Source organism: Halorhabdus sp. CBA1104, from assembly GCF_009690625.1.
Lineage (GTDB): Archaea > Halobacteriota > Halobacteria > Halobacteriales > Haloarculaceae > Halorhabdus.
Genome location: NZ_CP033878.1, coordinates 2,260,175 through 2,279,809 on the forward strand (window position 1 = coordinate 2,260,175; position 19,635 = coordinate 2,279,809).

At 60.2% G+C, this 19,635-nt stretch carries 15 protein-coding genes and 1 pseudogene; 6 read left to right on the forward strand and 10 right to left on the reverse strand.

Annotated features, from left to right (window positions below; all coding sequences use genetic code 11):
- Positions 1–47: 47 nt before the first annotated feature.
- The 3 genes and pseudogenes from Hrd1104_RS11400 to Hrd1104_RS11410 form a co-directional block, all read right to left on the reverse strand.
- Positions 48–515 carry a hypothetical protein gene (locus Hrd1104_RS11400; protein ID WP_154552878.1) on the reverse strand — a complete coding sequence of 156 codons (468 nt, stop codon included), beginning with the start codon at positions 513–515 and terminating at the stop codon, positions 48–50.
- A gap of 153 nt (positions 516–668) precedes the next feature.
- Positions 669–902, reverse strand: a pseudogene (locus Hrd1104_RS11405) (deoxyribonuclease); the annotation flags it as partial.
- Positions 903–989: 87 nt separating this feature from the next.
- Positions 990–1,289, reverse strand: coding sequence for a hypothetical protein (locus Hrd1104_RS11410; protein WP_154552879.1), 300 nt, complete (start codon positions 1,287–1,289; stop codon positions 990–992).
- 481 nt (positions 1,290–1,770) lie between these two features.
- Between Hrd1104_RS11410 and Hrd1104_RS11415 the strand changes: the two genes are divergently transcribed.
- The 3 genes from Hrd1104_RS11415 (at position 1,771) to Hrd1104_RS11425 (ending at position 4,031) form a co-directional block, all read left to right on the forward strand.
- Entirely contained in the window at positions 1,771–2,238 is a 468-nt protein-coding gene (locus tag Hrd1104_RS11415) for a hypothetical protein (protein WP_154552880.1), read from the forward strand.
- Positions 2,239–2,333: 95 nt separating this feature from the next.
- The gene (locus Hrd1104_RS11420; RefSeq protein WP_154552881.1) at positions 2,334–3,044 is read left to right on the forward strand and encodes a DUF47 domain-containing protein; all 711 of its coding nucleotides are present in this window, start codon (positions 2,334–2,336) and stop codon (positions 3,042–3,044) included.
- Positions 3,045–3,218: 174 nt separating this feature from the next.
- Positions 3,219–4,031 (forward strand): BtpA/SgcQ family protein, encoded by an 813-nt coding sequence (locus Hrd1104_RS11425; RefSeq protein ID WP_154552882.1) that lies wholly within the window; start codon positions 3,219–3,221, stop codon positions 4,029–4,031.
- A gap of 29 nt (positions 4,032–4,060) precedes the next feature.
- Here the strand turns inward: Hrd1104_RS11425 and Hrd1104_RS11430 are convergent, their stop codons facing one another.
- From Hrd1104_RS11430 to Hrd1104_RS11455, 6 genes are all read right to left on the reverse strand, one after another.
- Complete coding sequence (locus tag Hrd1104_RS11430; RefSeq protein ID WP_154552883.1) at positions 4,061–4,972, reverse strand: carbohydrate kinase family protein; 912 nt, start codon at positions 4,970–4,972, stop codon at positions 4,061–4,063.
- A 581-nt stretch (positions 4,973–5,553) separates the two neighbouring features.
- Positions 5,554–10,584: a DNA polymerase II large subunit gene (locus tag Hrd1104_RS11435; protein WP_154552884.1), complete on the reverse strand. Its 5,031-nt coding sequence runs from the start codon at positions 10,582–10,584 to the stop codon at positions 5,554–5,556.
- A 24-nt stretch (positions 10,585–10,608) separates the two neighbouring features.
- Positions 10,609–11,031, reverse strand: a complete 423-nt coding sequence (locus tag Hrd1104_RS11440; RefSeq protein ID WP_154552885.1) for a PPC domain-containing DNA-binding protein — start codon at positions 11,029–11,031, stop codon at positions 10,609–10,611.
- A 65-nt stretch (positions 11,032–11,096) separates the two neighbouring features.
- The gene (locus tag Hrd1104_RS11445; protein WP_154552886.1) at positions 11,097–11,864 is read right to left on the reverse strand and encodes a Zn-ribbon containing protein; all 768 of its coding nucleotides are present in this window, start codon (positions 11,862–11,864) and stop codon (positions 11,097–11,099) included.
- Entirely contained in the window at positions 11,864–12,247 is a 384-nt protein-coding gene (locus tag Hrd1104_RS11450; protein ID WP_154552887.1) for a DUF2073 domain-containing protein, read from the reverse strand. The genes Hrd1104_RS11445 and Hrd1104_RS11450 overlap by 1 nt, the downstream gene beginning before the upstream one ends.
- 6 nt (positions 12,248–12,253) lie before the next feature.
- Positions 12,254–12,895: an Era-like GTP-binding protein gene (locus Hrd1104_RS11455; protein ID WP_154553247.1), complete on the reverse strand. Its 642-nt coding sequence runs from the start codon at positions 12,893–12,895 to the stop codon at positions 12,254–12,256.
- 1,048 nt (positions 12,896–13,943) lie between these two features.
- Here Hrd1104_RS11455 and Hrd1104_RS11460 point away from each other — a divergent pair.
- Positions 13,944–15,515, forward strand: a complete 1,572-nt coding sequence (locus Hrd1104_RS11460) for a Cdc6/Cdc18 family protein (RefSeq protein WP_154552888.1) — start codon at positions 13,944–13,946, stop codon at positions 15,513–15,515.
- 26 nt (positions 15,516–15,541) lie between these two features.
- Here the strand turns inward: Hrd1104_RS11460 and Hrd1104_RS11465 are convergent, their stop codons facing one another.
- Positions 15,542–16,438, reverse strand: a complete 897-nt coding sequence (locus Hrd1104_RS11465) for a S26 family signal peptidase (RefSeq protein WP_154552889.1) — start codon at positions 16,436–16,438, stop codon at positions 15,542–15,544.
- Positions 16,439–16,596: 158 nt separating this feature from the next.
- On the opposite strand from Hrd1104_RS11465, the gene Hrd1104_RS11470 reads away from it, so the two are divergent.
- Positions 16,597–18,195 carry a DNA-directed DNA polymerase II small subunit gene (locus Hrd1104_RS11470; protein WP_154552890.1) on the forward strand — a complete coding sequence of 533 codons (1,599 nt, stop codon included), beginning with the start codon at positions 16,597–16,599 and terminating at the stop codon, positions 18,193–18,195.
- A 132-nt stretch (positions 18,196–18,327) separates the two neighbouring features.
- Entirely contained in the window at positions 18,328–19,623 is a 1,296-nt protein-coding gene (locus Hrd1104_RS11475) for an O-acetylhomoserine aminocarboxypropyltransferase/cysteine synthase family protein (RefSeq protein ID WP_154552891.1), read from the forward strand.
- Positions 19,624–19,635: the final 12 nt, after the last annotated feature.

Here is a 19,635-nt window from a genome sequence, read left to right on the forward strand (position 1 = left end):
CCGCCTCCGTTTCGATCTCTTCACTCGGTGCTGTAGATGGAGAACTATTAGTCATCTTTATTTAATTCCCCGAAAACATCATCAAACGCGATTTTATTCCACAGTGTTCCGGTGCTATCCGCTTCGTCAGAGTCTTGGATTGTGTACTGACCAGTGCTTGTTGACGTATCTCCCAGTTCAGAAATGGTATGGACGATATCCAGATGTGTCACCCGGCCTCGGCCGACTGCCCGTGGTTTGAGATAATACGTATCAGGAGTGATTCGGCGTTTGAACGCAGCTGGAGCCCAGCTGAGGGGGGTTTGCCCCTCAGGCGTTTGAACGATGACTAGTCCAACAAGTGAAGTCATTAAAACGATAGTTCCGATAGAAATTGAGAGAGGGATTTGGCCGATATACAAACTCGGAAGGACGACAACGAGCGGTATCGTCCCGAGCGTGATTAGCTCGTTAAATGTCAGTCCCAAGATGAGATTGGTTCGCAGTATTTTCCCGGGTATTGGTACTGTCTTCATATCATGCAATACGATCTCCACATACACGTATAAGTTTCTAATTGAACTAACATACTAATTGTTAGGATGTACTAACATGTATTGTGAGGAGGCGGCGAAGCTTCGGTAAGGACTGTAAAAGCGAGAGTATTGACGGGGAAAGGAATACTATCAGATCGTATGCGCGTCCGCGATGGGGTCAAAGCCAGCCCCGCTCTCGTGAATGTCTTCGACGGTCACCACGACTTCCTCGCCCGGCTTGACTGGCTGTGACTGCAGATCCGAGATCGGCTGGTTGTAGTGGTTGCACCACTCGGCGCCCCCACGGTCGCCATAGTGGGTACACCCCATCCCCTCGATCCGCCCGGTAAATTCGGGGCAATCGTCGGCGAGTGGACAGTCCGGCATGCTGATTCGAGGTTATCTGTGTGTCGGCAAAACGTTTGCAACTGGTCCGATCTTGCCGATCAGTTAGATTTGCCGAGCAGAATGCGACTATGACTGGTCACCGAGCCTGACGTCCTCGCCGGCACCGTCGGCCCCCATCGTCAGCGTGTCGTCGGTTTCGACGGCTGAGAGGCCATCGAGCTCACAAATTGAGGCGACGGCGGAATGGTCGACAGTGATCGCCAGCGCATCGAATTCGAGGCGCTGTTCGATCGTGCCGCCACACTCCCGGATCTGTTCGGCGACGGTCTCGACGTCGGCCGCGTCATCGAGACGGACGAGGAGCGTCGCCGTCTCGCCGTCGATCGGATGGCGCTGGATCGAACGGACTGCCGGTGAGACGTACATATGAAATCGATACGCGAGCACTCACTTCGGTGCTTCGCTGGCGATCAGGTGATCTCCTCGGCCGGCCCACATTCGACGAGGATTTCTGTCGAGTCCAATACGCTGCCATCAGCCGATCGGACTTCGATATCGAATGTCGGTGGTCCCCTCGATCGAAGACTTGACATAAACGTATGCACTTGCCGTGCCAGTGACTGTCACGCCGGCGGACGCCACGAGTTGTCTCCTGGTAACCGTGTTAAGATCCTCTAAGGTAGACATATTATCAGTCGCCTCTGGATTTGCATTTAGTAATAGTGCCCCACAACGGGTGTATTCGATGTGCCTCCAGCAGGGAGATCCTGCTTATAGTTGTCTTCAGACCGCATTGCCGTTGTTGGATTGAGTGTATGGGCACCAGTGAGGGAGATGCTGGAATGTCCGGCACGCAACACAGTCATCGCCACAGCGATTAACTACGTCGGGACCGCATGGGAAGTCGATGGACGTCCGCAACGCGGTCGAAGCTGATGCCAATGGCCTGGCAGCGCTTGCTGACTCGCCCGTGGACGTGATGCGGAACCTGGTCCACGACCGGACGGTCCGGGTCGCGATCGCGAACGACGCGGAGGCCGCCGAGAACAGTCCGGCGGCGGACAGTGCTGAAACTCCGGGCACGTCGCCAGAGCAGGACGAGACGCCCTCACTCGTCGGGTTCGTGAGTTTCGACGTCCGCGGTGAGACAGTCTACGTTACCCAGATCGGTGGCACCGAACCGGCGTGTACACGCTTGCTCGAGGAGCCGATCGGCTTTGCGCGTCGTGAGGACATGGACGTGGAACTGCTGGTCCCCGAAGAGGAAGCTGCTGTCCGGCGGGCAGTCGAGGCCGCTGCGTTCACCGCTGTCGGCGACGGGCCGCGCTTTCTCGGGCAGTCGACGACCCGGTATCGCCTCGATCCAGGCGAGTGAGGCCGGCCAGGGCAGGCCAGATCAGCTAGAGGGTGGTATATACACGCACGGAGAAGGAAGGAACGCTCTTTACGCTCTGTGCGCGTGGCTAGAACATGCCACCAGGATACGACTTCGGCGACGAGCTCGAATCACAGACAGACACGTATCTCGATCACCTCAACGAGTGTGTCGGACTCCTGCCGGAGCTGCTCGAACAGTACGAGAACGACGAGGACCACGCGGAGACCGTCGACCGCATCGGCGAACTCGAGAGCGAGGGCGATCGGATGATTCGCTCGATTACGAGTTCGATCACCAACGCGGACCCGGAAGATATGGGGCTGTTGAACTCCCGAATCAACCAGAACCAGTCGGAACTCATCGAGTTCTACAAGGAAGTCGACTCGCTGGCGAACGTCACCGAATTGATCGCCGACGAGCTCTCGATGATGCAACCACCGACCGACACCGACTGCTATAGCGGGCTTCGAGAGATGGCCGAACACGTCGCTGATATGACCGAGACCCTAGAAGATGTCGTCGAGCGATTCGTTCACGGCCTCGGGACGACCAGTGGGTCAGACACGCTCTACGACGAGATCGAAGCCATCAGGGACATGGAGAGTCGGTGTGACGGGATCAAAAACGACGTCATCGAGACCGCATTCCGTGACGAAGAGACCGCCAAAGCGCTGATGTACCGGGAACTGGCGATCCGTTTCGACGACCTCGCCAACACGATGGAAGACGTCACCGACCGGATCATCGTCATCGCCAGTGACGAACCGAGCCTCGTCACCGAGATCGACCCTGCTGAAGAGTAAGAGCGGTGGTCCCGACCGTCGATCCGTCGAGGTCACGTGTAGAGCGGACGCGGCCGGCTGACTGAACATATTTCTGCACGTGGCACGTGGGTCAGATATGACATACGACAACAGTATCGCTGGCAAGCTTGAGACCGAAAGCCAAGAGACTGCAACAGGAGGGCGCTCCTACCGATGAGTCTCGATTTCGGCGGCGATCGAGCGGTCGTCGGGATGGTACACCTACCACCGTTGCCCGGTGCGCCGGCGTTTGACGGCGACAGGGACGCGATCCGAGAGACGATGGTGCGAGATGCCCGGCGCTTGGCCGCCGGCGGCGTCGACGCCGTGATGGTCGAGAACTTCGGTGATGCACCCTTCTATGCCGAAGACGTGCCAAAACACGTCGTCGCATCGATGACAGCTCTCGTCACCGACCTCCGTCGAGAGATCGACCTGCCCGTGGGCGTCAACGTGCTCAGAAACGACGCCGAAGCGGCGGTGTCGATCGCGGCAGCGGCCGGGGCGTCGTTCGTCCGCGTCAACGTCCACTCGGGTGCGCGCCTCACCGACCAGGGCGTCGTCACCGGGCGGGCAGCCGAAACAGTCCGGCTCCGTGAGCGCCTGGACACCGATGTCTCGATACTCGCGGACGTGGACGTCAAACACTCTGCGCCACTGGCCGACCGGCCACTCGAGGAAGAAATCGCCGAGCTGCTAGAACGAGGCCACGCTGACGGCGTCGTCGCGAGCGGGTCGGGAACCGGGGCCGAGACGGACCGCGACCATCTCCGTCGCGTCGTCGATGCACGCGACGAGCTCGGGGTTGATTCGCCGGTGTTCGTCGGGAGCGGCGTCACAGCGTCGACGGCGGCTGAGACGCTCGCTCTCGCCGACGGCGCGATCGTCGGCACCGCACTCAAGCAAGACGGAGAAACGACTGGGCCCGTCGACGAAGAACGGGTACAGCAGCTGGTCGAAGCGGCAAAAGCCGACGGCGACCGCTGATAGCCCAGCGCGCAAGCTGAGGGCTGGAGTTAGGGTTCGGGGAGGTCCTCGCGCGTGGGGAGCCCACCACGGGGACCCGAGGCGGTGCAGTTTTGGGCCGCCGCGGCCGCCGCGAGGCGGCCTGCGGCCGCGGCCGGATAGTCACCCAACACCCACGTATCGATCAGTGTCGCAGTGAACGCGTCACCAGCGCCGGTCGTGTCGACGACGTCGGCCTCGACAGCATCGACACGGTACAGTTCGTCCGCGGCGAGGTACGCTCCCTCTGCGCCGACGGTAACTGCAACCCGGTCGGCCCCGCGTGCGCACAGTCGCTCGGCGGCGTCCCGTGGACCCGTTCCGAGATACGACCGGGCAGCCACTTCCCCGACCACGAACAGGTCGGCGCTCTCGGTGAGACGATCGATCGTCTCGGGTGCTGTCCCACGACCTTCGAGCTCTTCGAGCGGGCCAGCGAGATCGAACGCGAGAGCGTCGAATACTCCCGATTCACGGAGGTCCAGAAGGTCAGTCACGACGGTATCGGGGGCGTAAGCACTCGTGAACACGCAGTCGGCCCCACGTAGCCGTTCGCGATCGGTCGCCCGAAGTCGCAACTGTGGCACGCTATTCCCCCCGGCGACGATCATACGGTCGCCGTCAGGCCCCCGGAGGACGAGCGTGTACGAGGACGTGCCATCGCCCTGCCGGACCCCAGAGGTGTCGACATCGTGATCGTGCAGGGAGCCAACGATGGTCTCGGCCGCGTCGTCGTCGCCGACCCGCGAGATGACCCCGACATCGTGATCGAGCGTCGCGAGGGCACAGCCGACGTTCGCGGCGACGCCACCGGCCCGCTCGAGAGAGTCGGTGGCAAAGGCCCCACCGTCCCGTTCGGGGAGGTTTGTGAGGGTGTAGACGCGATCGAGCACCGCGCTCCCGACCGTCAGTATCGAGGCCACGCTAGGCCACCCGCAAACAGTCCAAAGAGTATCGTGTCCGGTGAGTCGATCCAGAGACAGCGGCGGACCTAAACATATCTCAGTCCATGCGATCGCGTGACAAGAATCCGTCGACACCTTCCAGTCCCGGTCCTACAGACATTACATGAAGTCCGCGATTCCCGTCTGCTTGCTCGTATCTCTCCCACCTTTTTCCGCTCGGGGTCGCTCACTGCGTTCGCGACCGCTCGCGCAAAAATCTGGACCAAAAAAAACCATCCTCGCTTCGCTCGGATCGTACCGACTTCTCACATGAAGTCCGCGATCCCCGTCTGCTTGCTCGTATCTCTCCCACCTTTTTCCGCTCGGGGTCGCTCACTGCGTTCGCGACCGCTCGCGCAAAAATCTGGACCAAAAAAAAACCATCCTCGCTTCGCTCGGATCGTACCGACTCCTCACATGAAGTCCGCGATCCCCGTCTGCTTGCTCGTATCTCTCCCACCTTTTTCCGCTCGGGGTCGCTCACTGCGTTCGCGACCGCTCGCGCAAAAATCTGGACCAAAAAAAAACCATCCTCGCTTCGCTCGGATCGTACCGACTCCTCACATGAAGTCCGCGATCCCCGTCTGCTTGCTCGTATCGTCCTCGAAGACGCGCTTGATAGACCGATCGAGGATCTCAAGGCGTTGTTTCGTGTACTCTCTGGCACCGAACTCCTCGGCGACCCGCATCGCAGTGTCGATGTACTTGTTGACAGACCCCTCGTGGACGGTTAGGTTGACGTCGCCACCACACTGCGGGCACTCGCCCGTGAGCGGGACGCGGCGGAACTTCTCGCCACATCCCAGACAGCGGACGTCCTGGCGTGAGAAGGCCCGAAGGTTGCCGATCAGGTCCGGCAGAAAGTGATATTCGATAATCCGCTCGGCGACGTCACTCTCGTCGACCGCCCGGATTTTCCGGGAGAGTTCGAGCTGGGCGTCCATCTTTTCCTCCATCGATCCCAGCGTCTTGTACGCCGAGAGATCCGGACCCAGCGCGATATCGCTGGTGTCGTGGGTGTGGTTGAATCCAGTGTACTCGTCGTCGGTCCCCAGCGTGTCTTCGGCGATCGTGACGTCGACGTCTTCCGGATGGGCCATCTCCCGGGTGGCCTCGTACAGTTCCAGTGGATACTCTGCGACGATGTCGATGTTGTGGGCCTCGTCGTCGATCTCTGCGGGATCGATGCGGGAAGACATCACCAAGGGCGCGTCCATCCTGCCACCCCGCTGGTCGGGTAGGAATTTCCGGCTGAAGTTGATCAACCCGTCCATCAACAGCATGACGCAGTCTTCGTCACCGTCGCATTGGCCAGTATACAAATCATTTGCCACGAGCGTGTGCGTGTCCGAGACCGTCACCGAATACAGGTGATCAACGTCACCCTCAACGACTTGGATATCAGATACTTCGTCAAGCCAAACGTCGCCACCGTCACCGCAAAGTCGCTGTGTCCTGAGTTCAGTTGATTCTAAGGCTACGTCAAGCGCTTCTGACTTTCGAGGTAAGTGGAATCCGATCCGTTCGGCAAACCGCGCCGCGTTCTCGGAAGTGACTTTCACGACCCACGTCTCGAATTCCTGCTCTGTTTCATAGAAATCAGCGACCTCTCCGATTTGCGGGATCCGCGTTTCACGATAGATTTTGGGGACGATTTCGAATCGCTTCAGTGCCGCGACCAGGTCATCTTTGAGTCGATCACTTACCGTGTGCGCCCGAACTTCGATTCGATCACTGGACGCACTACCATCACCACTGAAATACGACGAGAGGAACGCACGAAGAACGCTATCCGGAGCGGTCAAAATGGATTCGGGGATCTGCTTACCATCAGCGGTGCTTCCGAGACCAAGTACCTCATCAAACAGAACAGCGACGAGACGGCTCGATACCGTCATTTTCCACTCGTTCTCTTCGTAGGCTTCAATCGATAGCGACTCATCGATAACCTGTCTGACCAACTCACGAGCAGACTCATCAGGGATACAAATCGTCGTCTGATAACAATCAGCGGTAGAGCGTGTGAAGCCTTCGGCAACGTAGTATCCTAAGAGCTTGGCGAACGGTTCATCGAGGTTGAGGTGTCGTGAGATCGTAGCCGAATCTTGTTTGACAGCTAGCTGAACATCAGAAGGAACTCGGCTAGGCACATCATCAAACAGTGTCGTCAAAACCGAAATCGGAACGCTGTCTCGGTTAACCCAATTGTAAACCGTTGAATCGCTTACTCCCAAGCACTCTGCGACTGGTTTGAGATACTGATCTGATTCTGTCGCTTCGTCGAAAAGTGATTTGATACGTTCGCTCCCCAAGCCACGAACCACTAACTCTTCGTTGGAGAGACGATCCAAAGCCATGAATTCCGAGAGCAAGTCGTACGTCTGGCGAGTACCCTCAATGTCGACCGATTTAGGCATGGGCAATCGGTCACCAGACGTTAGGTCACTCGCTGAGACTTCCTCCGAGCCGTCTTCCCATCGACGCATCGAGTGATCTGCTGAGACGGTGATTGTCCGTCCACTCTTCGTTTCGATTTTGAGGAGATGATCCGGAGCGGGATGCTTCGAAACAGCTTCGATCGGTTTTCGGACCGGTGTTCCGTCGCTGTCTATGGACGGGACATGAACGGTCCCTGGTAACTCTTCGACCAACGTTCCAAAGTCGTCCATTCTGGGATCGTCAAGCCGACTCTCTACCAGTTGTTCGATGGATTGGTATCGCGACTCACCGGACTCGTCTTCAAACCACACCTTGGTCTCCGGATGGAAGCAATTCCGGCGTTTCGCGGCGTGGAAGTACGGATGGGCATAACCCACGGCGGCCGAGGTGAAGCCGACGACGCGGCCGACAGTCGCCGCGCTGGTGTGGGGCGCCATTCCGAAGACGAGTTCGCCCACGAGGTCGTCGCGGTCCTCGAGTTCGTAGTAGGGGTCGAGCCCGTAGTAGGAGGTGAGCAAATCGTCGATGAAGGCCGCGGTCTTGAGCATGTGCTCGGCCGCCCCGTCCGAGAGGACGATATCCTGAACGTTGAGTTCGACTAGCTGGTCGTCGTGGACGAGGGGGTCACCACGAATGTCTTCCTCGTAGCCCAACTCGCGGAACTGCTCGGCGGTGACGTCCAGTTCTTCGGGTCGAACCGACGTGACAGGCAGATCCGTCATGTCATAGCGGACCGTCCCGTCTTTGAACGCGCTAACGTCGTGTTTGGCGCGCAAAACGCCTTTCTCCATCGGTTCGGGCGTCTTCTCTTTCGATGACAGCCCTTTGACGCCCTTGAGCACGTCGAAGGCAACCTCGCGTTCGCCGACGGCAGCCATGGCTTGCTGGTACTCCTGGCCGACGTCGATGACAGTTTGGCGGGTCGGCGAAGCCAGCGTCTCACAACCGGGACACTCCGCGCGGCCGGATTCGTCGGGTTCGACCTCCCGATCGCAGTCCGGGCAGACGTATACCGACTCGGTGACGCCACCACAGTCGGGACAGCGCGGTCGGTACGTGTCCGTGCCACACTCGACACAGCGGCGTCGGCCGACTTCGAGTTCGACTTCGCCCGGGACATCGCTCATCTCGTCGGCGTGGCCAGCGGCCTTGGCGACGTCGCGCTGGTTGCCGCCGGCCTCGCCGATGGGGAACAGCGTGTGGACGGCCGGGGACAGTTCCCGTTCCTCTGATTTCTCCGGTCGACCCATCCGGTTGCCGATCCGGGTCGGTGCACGCTCGCGTACTTCGAAGGGCGCGATCTCGTTGATCGCTCGAACAGCATTCTCGCCGTCAGCGTACTCACGGGCGCGCGCAGAGAGGTCTCCGAGCGTCCAGGATCTCGACAGGTCGTCGTCGAAGCCAAGTGTCTCGACGAGTGGTCGCCAGGTCGGAACGAGTATCGAATCGTCTGTCTGGGTGTGTTCGACCAGGAGTGATTCGAGCGTATGTTGGACGACATCGGTCCGATCGAGTTTGAGATCGCCGGTCGTCGCATCGGCCGGCTGTCGCCCTGCCATCGCGGCACCGTCACCGGTACCGACCTCGCCTTCGGCGATGGCCACAGCCAGGGCGTCGATCGCCTCGACACTGACGTCGTGATAGAGGTGGGTGTATTTCGGGTGCAACGGCGAATCGTACGTTCGCGCCCACTCCAAGGCCTGTTCGGGAGCGGGATCGGCGAGATCGATGTTGACGGAATCGGCCATCGCCTGGACGTCCGCTTCGGTTTCGGCGAACTCCTGGCGCCACCACTCGACGGTGTAGGATGCCGGTGCGAGTGGGTGATTGTTCTCGACGAACTCGCCGTAATTGACCAGATACTCTCCCAGATCGAGAACTTTCTCGACGCCGTTGCGAACTTCGAGTGCTTCTGCCGGGTCGTCGATGCGTCGGACGTCACCGTTTGCCAACCGGACTGTCGGCCCTTCGATCGTGTCGACGGGAACGATCCCGGCGGCCTTGCCCGGTCGCTCGGTCTTGATCTGGGTCCCCGTCGCGAGAAAGTCATCGACCAGGTGCATGGTCGCCGGATGGACTCCAGCGGTCGCATTGCCATGATTGCGCGCGCGTCCATACCGCAGTCGAAACCCGCCTTGTTCGCTCGGATGAGAGAAGACTGGTCTCCCGGCTATAAGATCTCTAAGGTATTTTTTAGCCGGTTCTGCACGCGGTGGACCGTCACTTTTTTCGCCGTCTTCTACCCCCTTTGTTTCGTCTGGAGTATCGCTCTCTTCGTCGCTATCCGCTGGGGCATCGTCCGACTCGTCGTCGCCGATCGTGCCGTCGATGAGAGCCTGCAGCCAGGGCCATTCGAGTTCTTCGAGTTGGCGCGTGTAACGCTGAATCTTGGGTGCTTTCAGGGCGATCCCTTCCGCGAGGACGAGACACATCCCGCCCCGAGAACTGTTCGAGTCGACGCGTTCGAGGTCGCGATACCCCGAAACCTCCTCGTCACCCGTGGCCTCGCCGTCGAGCATGATCGGCATGTGCTCGGCGATGTGACGGGTCTCCTTTTCCTTTGGCGAGTACTGCAAGCCCGTGTTTTCGTCGTAGAGGTCGATTTCCTCGACGTAGCGGCCGATTTCGTCCTCACGAGCGCGATACTCGTCGATATCGAGTAGCGTCCGGGCGTAGTCGGCAACCAGCACCGAGAGGGCCTGAGCGGTCCCGCCGGCCGAGCGAATCGGGCCGGCGTAATAGACGTTGACGAACTCCGTGCCGTCGTCGTTTTGCAGGATTTCGACGCGATCGATGCCCTCGATCGGGGCAGCGACGACCCCCTCAGTGAGCAAGGCGACGGCCGTCCGGACCGCGCCTTCGATCTTGCCGGCCTTCGTGTCGTAGTCACCGACCGAGCCTTCGACGAAATCCTCGACCAGTGCGAGAGCGGCCTCCTCACGGGACATCTCGCCTTCCAGGTCACGGACGCGCTCGGCAACACCGTCGATTCCGAGGATATTCTCAACTCGGTCGGCCATGTCCTTGGCGACCGGGATCTCGACGTCTGTCGTCGGATCGTCGCCACGCTGTCTGGCCTCGCGGGCGACGGCCATGGCCGCCTCGAGTTCGTCTTCCAGGGTTTGAAAGTAGCGTTCGTCAGCCTCGCGCATTTATATCTCCCTGTCGCTGGGCATCTACAGCTCCCAGAGGTCCAGATCGGTCGGTTCGTCGTGTGTCCTGACGAGCGGTTCCTCGAACGTCCTGACGTAGAGTTCACCGGCGAAGGTCGTCGCTGCGTCGAGGTGGCCGGCCAGGGTCGTCCCGTCGCGCCGCGAGAGCACGGCGTGGGTGTGGGCGAACGGCTCACCGTCCAGATTCGAGAGGTTGCCAACACAGGTGGCGACTTCCAGTGGCTCCGCGAAGACAGCCTCGTCGTACTCCTGGCGTTCCTGATCGTAATACCAGATTGTCGCATCTTCGACAGCACCGAGGCCGAAGAAAAACGCGGCCTCGATCCCTTCCTCGGCGGCAAACTCCTCGATCTGGGCGCGCCAGTCCTCGCCGTGGGCCAGCCGGGCGACGAACTCGCGCGAACCCGCGACTTCCCGATAGTGCATGTGACTACCCACGGCGAGGATGACAAAAAGGGTTGCTGACGGGGTGTCGCGAGTGCGTCTCGAGGTTAATCCCGCCAGTCACCGGGAACCTGGATGCGATAGCGGCCGTCTTCCTGGAGAGCGATGATGTACTCGTCGCGCTCGTACAGCTCCATCAGGTTGAGTTCGTACTGCCCGGGCTCGACGATACGGATGGACTCGAACTGGTCGTTGAGTTCTGCCCGAAGGGTTTCGAGATCGGGGCGTTCGTCTTGGGGTTGGTCGGCGGGGGCCTCAGCGCTCGCTGTGGCACCGGGAGACGATCCAACGGCGAGGTCCGCGTCGCCGGGTGTCTCGGGAAGCTCGTCCGGGTTGACCACCGCCGACCGTGCGGACGCCTGAGCGGCATCTTCCGTGTTAGTTGTCACTGGGTCACGCCGAGGAGTCCCCGACTCCATTTCGGAGACAGCCGAGCTGGTTTGCGATTCGTCGGCTGTTGTCGTCTCGTCAGGAGCCGATGCAGGGGGGTCCTCGGGCGATGGTGACGCCGTTTCGTCCGCTGCGGACGGCGACAGTGGATCGGCCGCTTCCGGAGCGGTCCCCGCACTGTCGGGGTCGGAGCCGACGATATCCCGGACAGTCGCCGCAGCACTGCCAACGGTCCGAGCAACGGTACCATCGGGGGTCGACCGATCGGGCGTTTTCTCCGGCGGGTCGGCCGCTGGAGCCGAGTCGGGATCGGCACCGTCCGGGAGAAACTGGAAGGTGTTACCACCGCAGCTGGGACAGCCCGACAACATCTCCGTCGAGCCGTCCGCGAACGTCGTGCCACAGTCCGTACACTGATGGGGCATTATTTCCGGGAGACGAGGGCGCTGATAAGAGTTTCGTCCTTGTGGAGTGTCTCGATCTGATTGGCCGGCCCGATCACCGTCAGTTTCTTCGTCGACTCTCTGCCCATGAGCCGATCGAGAAAGCTCTGATCGGCCGCCTCCGAGCGTGGATAGGTCTCGATTTCGATCCCGTTGAACTCGTCGGGACTGATCTCGGTCATCGTCACCTCGATGAGTTTCGATTCCTCGTCTGGCGTCAGGCCTTCCTCTAAGACGACGATGTTGCCGTCCCGGACGCCATCGAGGATCATCCGAATCTTCTCCATGCTCGCCAGGCCGTTCATCCGCTCGGCACTGATAAGGTCGATCTGGACGCCCTCGTCCGGTTGTTTGACTTCAGCCATCACAGATCACCCGAAGTACTCCGCGATCTTGTCGTAGACTTCGTCCATGTTGTCACCCTCAAGGGCCGACAGCGGGACCGTCTCGTGTTGGGGGAACGCGTTGCGGATCCGCTGGACGGAAGACTCTTCGAGGTCGATCTTGTTGGCAAAGATCAACACCGGGAGATCCTGACTCTCGATGATCCCAATGAGCATCGTGTTGACCTGGGTGAAGGGGTCTTTCGTCGAGTCCAAGACGTAGATAACGCCGTCGACGTCCTCACGGAGCCAGTGCATCGCCTCGGCGACACCCTCGGTGGCTTCCCGTGAGCGACGGACGGCATCGTCTTTCTCCATGTCGTGATCGAGGAATTCGGTGTAGTCGACTTTCGTCGTCACCCCCGGCGTGTCGACGATGTCGATCTGGACGGATTTGCCGTCCCGCTCGATCTCGACGTTCTCCTTGCGGCGAGCACGCCTGGTTTCGTGTGGAATCGCGCTCTCCGGCCCGACGGCGTCGCCGGTCCAATCACGCGCAATGCGATTGGCCAGCGTCGTCTTCCCGGCGTTGGGGGGACCGTAGATCCCGATACGTTTCGGATCCTGTTCGGAGAACAGGCTCGATGCGGCACGCGAAATGCTGTCTTTGAGTTCTGTGAGCAGGCCCATCCTATCCTCCCGCGCCCGAGCGAGTCGGGGCATCTGCCCGAACTACCTTCCTGAATCCACTTAACTGTACGTCAGACATATATAACTTCTCCGAAAGCTAATGGCGAGAATTTAGATCCGAGCGATCCTGAGCTGGGCGATTGCGGGAAGTGATCGGATCGAAATTCACCGGAAAGTGACTATCGATCCGGGTGCGGTCCGATAGAGAAGAGTTGACTGTCCAGTTAGAACGGTGCCCTGTGAGATAGTTACCCAAACGAGACTGGCACGAAACTGGCGAAGGTACCTACGGTATACTGATGAGAGTACTCGCTACACCCCCCACCCCTTCGTTTCGACTGGAACACCCCGAGATGGTGGATGGGCGGTCGTGAGTTGCCGGGTTACACGATCGATTTGGGGGAGATACCGTCACGAGTCCACTCTAGCGCGATGATACTTTCGACGATGGTCCCGAGAATAACGATGCGTTCTTGCAGTGAAAAGAGGTGGATGGCAACGTCGAGTGGAACTAGATTCCAGTAATGTGTGTTCTAAGCAGGAACGAGTGTTCTAGCCACGCGGAGTATCTCTAGGGATTAATAGCTCCGTAACAACAGTGATAGATCACTTCTCAACAAGCACTGTTTTTAGTGGTTTACGGGTTTGGTTGTATTTTCATTTATTTAAAACCCTGCCATACTAGTTGAACTCGTTGTCGTCGCTGTCCCCCCACCCTCTCTTGAGAGTTGTTCCAGTCGAAACGAAGGGGTGTGGGGGGTTCCGCTGTTGTGTGCGATTAGTGACCTACTACCATACAGGATTTGACCGTCTGTCCATCCCCCATCTACTGACGTCCAATTGGTGAAATCTCTGTGCTATCTGGGCCCGATGTGTCTTTCCGGCTCGAAGCAACCGAAATTTTTAATACTCTCTCTCCCACCGGTTCGTGTGGTTCAACTGCACTGGCCGCCAATCTACGATCACCAGATACGGCGGCTCTCAGCCGTCTCTACCGAATATATCGGTTACGCGTGCTGATTTCCACCCGAAAAGGGGGCCTCTCGCCATGGAAGACACGGACGATACAGACGCCGACGCAGACGAGCATCGCACGAGCGACCAACACGACCAGTCGACTGCGCTGTCTCCGTCGGACGATGCGGAGCAACTATCAATGGAGTCATCCGACCGCGAAACCCGATCGGATCTCCTCGACGAGCTCGTCTTGGAGGAAGAATCCGATACGGACGAGGCCTCGCGTGGTCTGTTCGACGATTTGCTCAGCGGCGAGCCGATTTTCGAGAACAAGGAAGTTCTCAGACCGTCTTACACACCTCGAAAGCTTCCCCACCGCGAAGAACAGATCAACAATATTGCGACCATCCTCGTCGCTGCCCTCCGTGGGGATACACCCTCGAACATTCTGATCTACGGGAAGACGGGAACCGGCAAAACGGCCAGTGCAAAGTTCGTCAGCGAAGAACTCGAGCGCACGTCACAGAAATACGAAGTCCCCTGTGAAGTCCAGTACATCAATTGTGAGGTGACCGACACCCAATATCGGGTGCTGGCTCAACTCGCCAACAAGTTCATCGAGCAAAACGAGGCCCACATCGACGACCGGATCGACGACTTGACCGGGAAACGAGAGCGCGCCGAATCGGACCCCAACGCACTCCAAGACCTTCAGTTCGAGTCCGTCGAGGAAATCGATGCCGAAATCGAGTCGCTCCGTGAGGATCGTGACAGCTTCGAGGAGGTCCCGATGACGGGGTGGCCGACCGATCGTGTCTACAACACGTTCTTCGATGCTGTCGATTACACCGAACGCGTCGTCGTTATCATGCTCGACGAGATCGACAAACTCGTCGAGAAGAGCGGTGACGACACGCTGTATAACCTCTCGCGGATGAATTCGGAACTGGAGTACTCCCGCGTTTCGATCATGGGTATCAGTAACGATCTGAAGTTCACCGACTTCCTCGACCCGCGTGTCAAGTCGAGCCTCGGCGAGGAGGAGATCGTGTTCCCGCCCTACGACGCCAACCAGCTCCGGGATATCCTGCAGGCCCGCTCGAACGTCGCGTTCAAAGACGGCCCACTCTCGGATGATGTTATCCCGCTGTGTGCCGCTTTTGCGGCCCAGGAACACGGCGACGCTCGTCGGGCGCTCGATCTGCTGCGGACGGCCGGTGAATTAGCCGAGCGCGACCAGACCGATATCGTGGCAGAAGATCACGTCCGCCAGGCCCAAGAGAAGATCGAACTCGATCGTGTCGTCGAAGTCGTCCGGACGCTGCCTACCCAGTCGAAACTCGTCCTCTATTCGATCATCCTGCTCGAGAAAAACGGCGTCCACAACATCAACACCGGCGAAGTGTACAATATCTACAAGCGACTGTGTGAGGAGATCGACGCCGATGTCCTCACGCAGCGTCGGGTCACTGACCTCATTTCCGAACTCGACATGCTGGGTATCGTCAACGCTGTCGTCGTTTCGAAGGGCCGGTACGGTCGAACGAAAGAGATCAGCCTCTCGGTGCCCATCGAAGAAACCGAGACCGTCCTCCATTCGGATTCACGCCTGGGCGATATCGAAGACGTCCAGCCGTTCATCCAGGCGCGGTTCGACCAGTAAATTCTCGAGGCGACGGCTTTCGAAGCTCACCTTCCAGTCGCGTTGCTCGTCGTGGCACTGCCAGCGCCCGAGAGCAATCGAACCTGGCCGAGCCATGGAATTCGTTTCTCGGCAGTCCCCATGATCCAGGCCGGCTTGACTGGTTCACTGAGCCCATTTCCACCCATCACTTGGTCGTATAAATCGTTCGTGACTGGATTGTCGCCTTTCGTGATGAACCCGGCGTGTGGGGCCGGACAGTAATTTAGCTCCTCGCAGTTGTCCGCGTTCCCGCGATAGTCGGGGTCTGCCCGATCGTACCAGTTTTCGCCGTCCTCGACCCAGAACATCGCCCGATGGATGATCGGTGTCTCTCCTTGGTCGCCGTTGGGCTGATAGACGATCACGTCACCGTACTCCCCGAACATCCGGTAGCCCGTCTCGGCCCCTGCGGCGGCACTGACAACGCCACTCTCGCGTTCGGCTCCAGGCCCGGGGAATCGCTGCTCTTCCATGACGAACACGAGATCGCCCTTCTGCATGTGTGGGTTCATGCTGCCACTCTCGATGGCGACCAAGGGCGGCCAGACGCCACTGGCTGCAAACAGGAGCCCGCCGATGGCCGCGACGACGAAGATGCTGCTCGCGATGTCGAAGAGATAGCGCAAAATCCGATCGGCGCGTGTCGCTGTGTGCTGACTTCCCCGTGTTTCGGGTGGCCGATTCCCCGGGCCGCCCGAGCCAGGGTGGGTCCGGTCTCGGTCGACACGCGGCTGTCGGTCGTCCCCACGGCCCGAGACGCCGTCGTTCTCACGGGAGGGTTCGTCGTATCGTCGGTCCTGGGTGCCCTCCGGATACGTCCGATCGCGGTCAGACCTGGGAGGATCCCCGTGGCGATCGACTCGGGGGCCAGTCTGCTCGGTGTCGTCGGAGGGCTCACTCATCGCACCCTTCCTTTGGCCCCGACAGTAACAATTCTTCCCTTCCCGGACCGTGGCCGCCCAGTCACTGATCCCGTCTCGTCCCGACCGGCACGGTCCACCGACGGCCGGGATCGGCCCCGACCGCCATCCTTTTGCTGACCGGGTGCCCGAGTGGGACTGTGCCTCGCGAGACGCCCGCCAGAATCGTCACCGAACTCGCCAGTCGCGGGTACAACGCGGATCGAGAAGCCGTGACGATCTTGGCGGACGCAGCCGACACTGACGCCGCGATCGAAGACGCACTCGAAGCCGTCCCCGATACGGCAATCAAGATCACTGTCGAGCACGCCCGCCAGGCTGTCACTGACTCCCGCCCTGCACCGGATTCTCCCGTCGTCGATGCCGATAGTACTGACGGTGAACACCCCGCTTCGGATCAGCCGCCGTCGACCCCCTCCGTTTCACCTGCAGACGCCGAGTCATCGTCCGTCGACGGCAGCGAGAGCTCTCCAGTCGAAATGGAGGGGGTTGCTGGCGCGAGTACTCGGGATCCGATCGAGCCCGCAATCGCCGGCGACGTGACCGGTCGCTCTACTGGGACGGGAGAGTACACCGACTTTCTGGCTGTCTTTCGGGACCGCTATGAGCGCCTGTCCCGGCAACTCCGCGGGCGGGTCAACCACCGGCCGACCAACGCCGTCGAATCCATGCCGGGCGGGAGCGAGGCTGCGATCGTCGGCATGGTTGCGGATATCCGGTCGACGGCCAGTGGCCACTGGCTGATCGACCTCGAAGACACCAACGGGACGTTTCCCGCGCTCGTGATGAAAGATCGGGACTTTGCCGCCCTCGTCGACGAACTCCTCTACGACGAGATCATCGCCATCGAGGGGACGTTGGCCGACGACGGCGGGATCCTGTTTGCAGATTCGATTCACTTCCCCGATGTCCCGCGGACGTTCGAACCGTCGACGGCCGATCGCCCGGTGAGTGCGGCACTGATCAGTGATCTGCACGTCGGCAGCCAGGAATTCGACCGGACCGCCTGGCAGGAGTTTGCCGATTGGCTCCACGAACCCGAGGCCAGTCACGTCGAATATCTGCTGATCGGCGGCGACATGGTCGAAGGCGTCGGCGTCTATCCCGACCAGGACGAGGAACTGGACATCATCGACATCTACGAGCAGTACGAGACCTTCGCCCAACACCTCAAAGACGTGCCCGGCGACATGGAGATCGTGATGATCCCGGGCAACCACGACGCCGTCCGCCTGGCCGAACCCCAGCCAGCCTTCGACGAGGAACTCAGAGAGATCATGTCGGCCCACGACCCGACGATTACGGGCAATCCCTCGACGGTCACGATCGAGGGCGTCGACGTCCTCATGTATCACGGCGTCTCTCTCGATGAGGTGATTGCCGAACTGCCCGAGGACAAAGCCAGCTACGACGAGCCTCACAAGGCAATGCGCCAGCTGCTCAAAAAGCGCCACGTCGCCCCGCAGTTCGGTGGCCACACGCGCATTGCGCCGGAGGAACGTGACTACATGATCATCGAGGACGTTCCGGATATCTTCCACGCTGGACACGTCCACAAACTCGGCTACGGCACCTATCACAATGTCTTGACGATCAACAGCGCCTGCTGGCAACGCCAGACCAGCTTCCAGGAGAGTGTCAACATCGACCCGGACACTGGATACGCGCCGATCGTCCACCTCGATTCCTTAGACGAGAGTGACGCCGGCGAGTTCCTGACGATCAGGACGTTCGGGTAACTGTTGCTGTGTCGCAACGGTCTCGTCGACGACTTTCGATACCGGCGAATCTCGACGGCTGTCGCCGACGGCGGCCAATCGGGGGGTTGGTACCGCACTTATACAATGGACGGTGCCGTAGATCCGAGCGCTATGAGCGACGACGATCGCGGCTTCCACACGGACGCATTGCACGTCGGGCAAGAAGAGCCCGACGCGGCGACGGGCGCGCGCGCCCCGCCGCTCTACCAGACGACCAGTTACGTCTTCGAAGACAGCGAGGACGCGGCCGAGCAGTTCGCCTTAGAGAAAGACGGCCACATCTACTCGCGGTTGATGAACCCGACCAACTCCGTTCTCCAGCAGCGCCTGGCGAAACTCGAAGGCGGGGTCGGTGCCGTCGCGACCGCCTCGGGGATGGCCGCCCTCAATTTGGCCACCTTCCTGCTGGCGGACGTCGGTGACAACGTTGTCACCGCCTCGGCGCTGTACGGCGGGACCTACACCTACTTCACCCACACCGCACCACGCAACGGTGTCGAAGCCCGATTCGTCGACACGCTCGATTACGATGCTTACGAGGAGGCGATCGACGAGGACACCGCCTACGTCCACTTCGAGACGATCGGCAATCCGGCGCTGGTGACGCCGGACATCGAGCGTATCGCCGACATCGCCCACGACCACGGCGTTCCACTTTTTGTCGATAATACCTTCGCGACGCCGTATCTCGCGAATCCGATCGAACACGGCGCCGATCTCGTCTGGAACTCCACGACGAAGTGGATCCACGGCTCTGGCACGACCGTCGGTGGTGTTCTCGTCGACGGTGGCTCGTTCCCCTGGGACGAGTACGCCGAGAAGTACCCCGAGATCGCCACAGACAACCCAGCCTACCACGGGGTCAACTTCAGCGATCGATTCGGCGAGGCCGCGTTCACTTACGCTGCGATCGCGCGCGGTCTCCGTGACTTGGGCAACCAGCAGGCCCCCTTCGATGCCTGGGAGACCATCCAGGGCCTGGAAACGCTGCCGATGCGGATGGACCGCCACTCAGAGAACGCACTCGCAGTCGCCGAGTTCCTGGCCGACCACGACGACGTGGCGTGGGTCAACTACCCCGGACTGGAGAGTCACGAGACCCACGACAACGCCAGCAAGTATCTCGAGGGCGGCTACGGTGGGATGATCACGTTCGGCCTCGAAGAGGGCTACGAGGCCGCTCGTAACACCGTCGAGTCGACCCAACTCGCCAGCCTGCTGGCGAACGTCGGCGACGCCAAGACGCTGATCATCCATCCTGCCTCGACGACCCATCAACAACTGACCGACGAGGAGAAGGCTGCTGCCGGCGTCACCGACGACATGGTGCGGCTGTCGGTCGGTCTCGAAGATCGTGACGACATCATTCACGATCTCGAACAGGCCATCGCCTGGTCGACGCGCTGAAAACGGCACGCG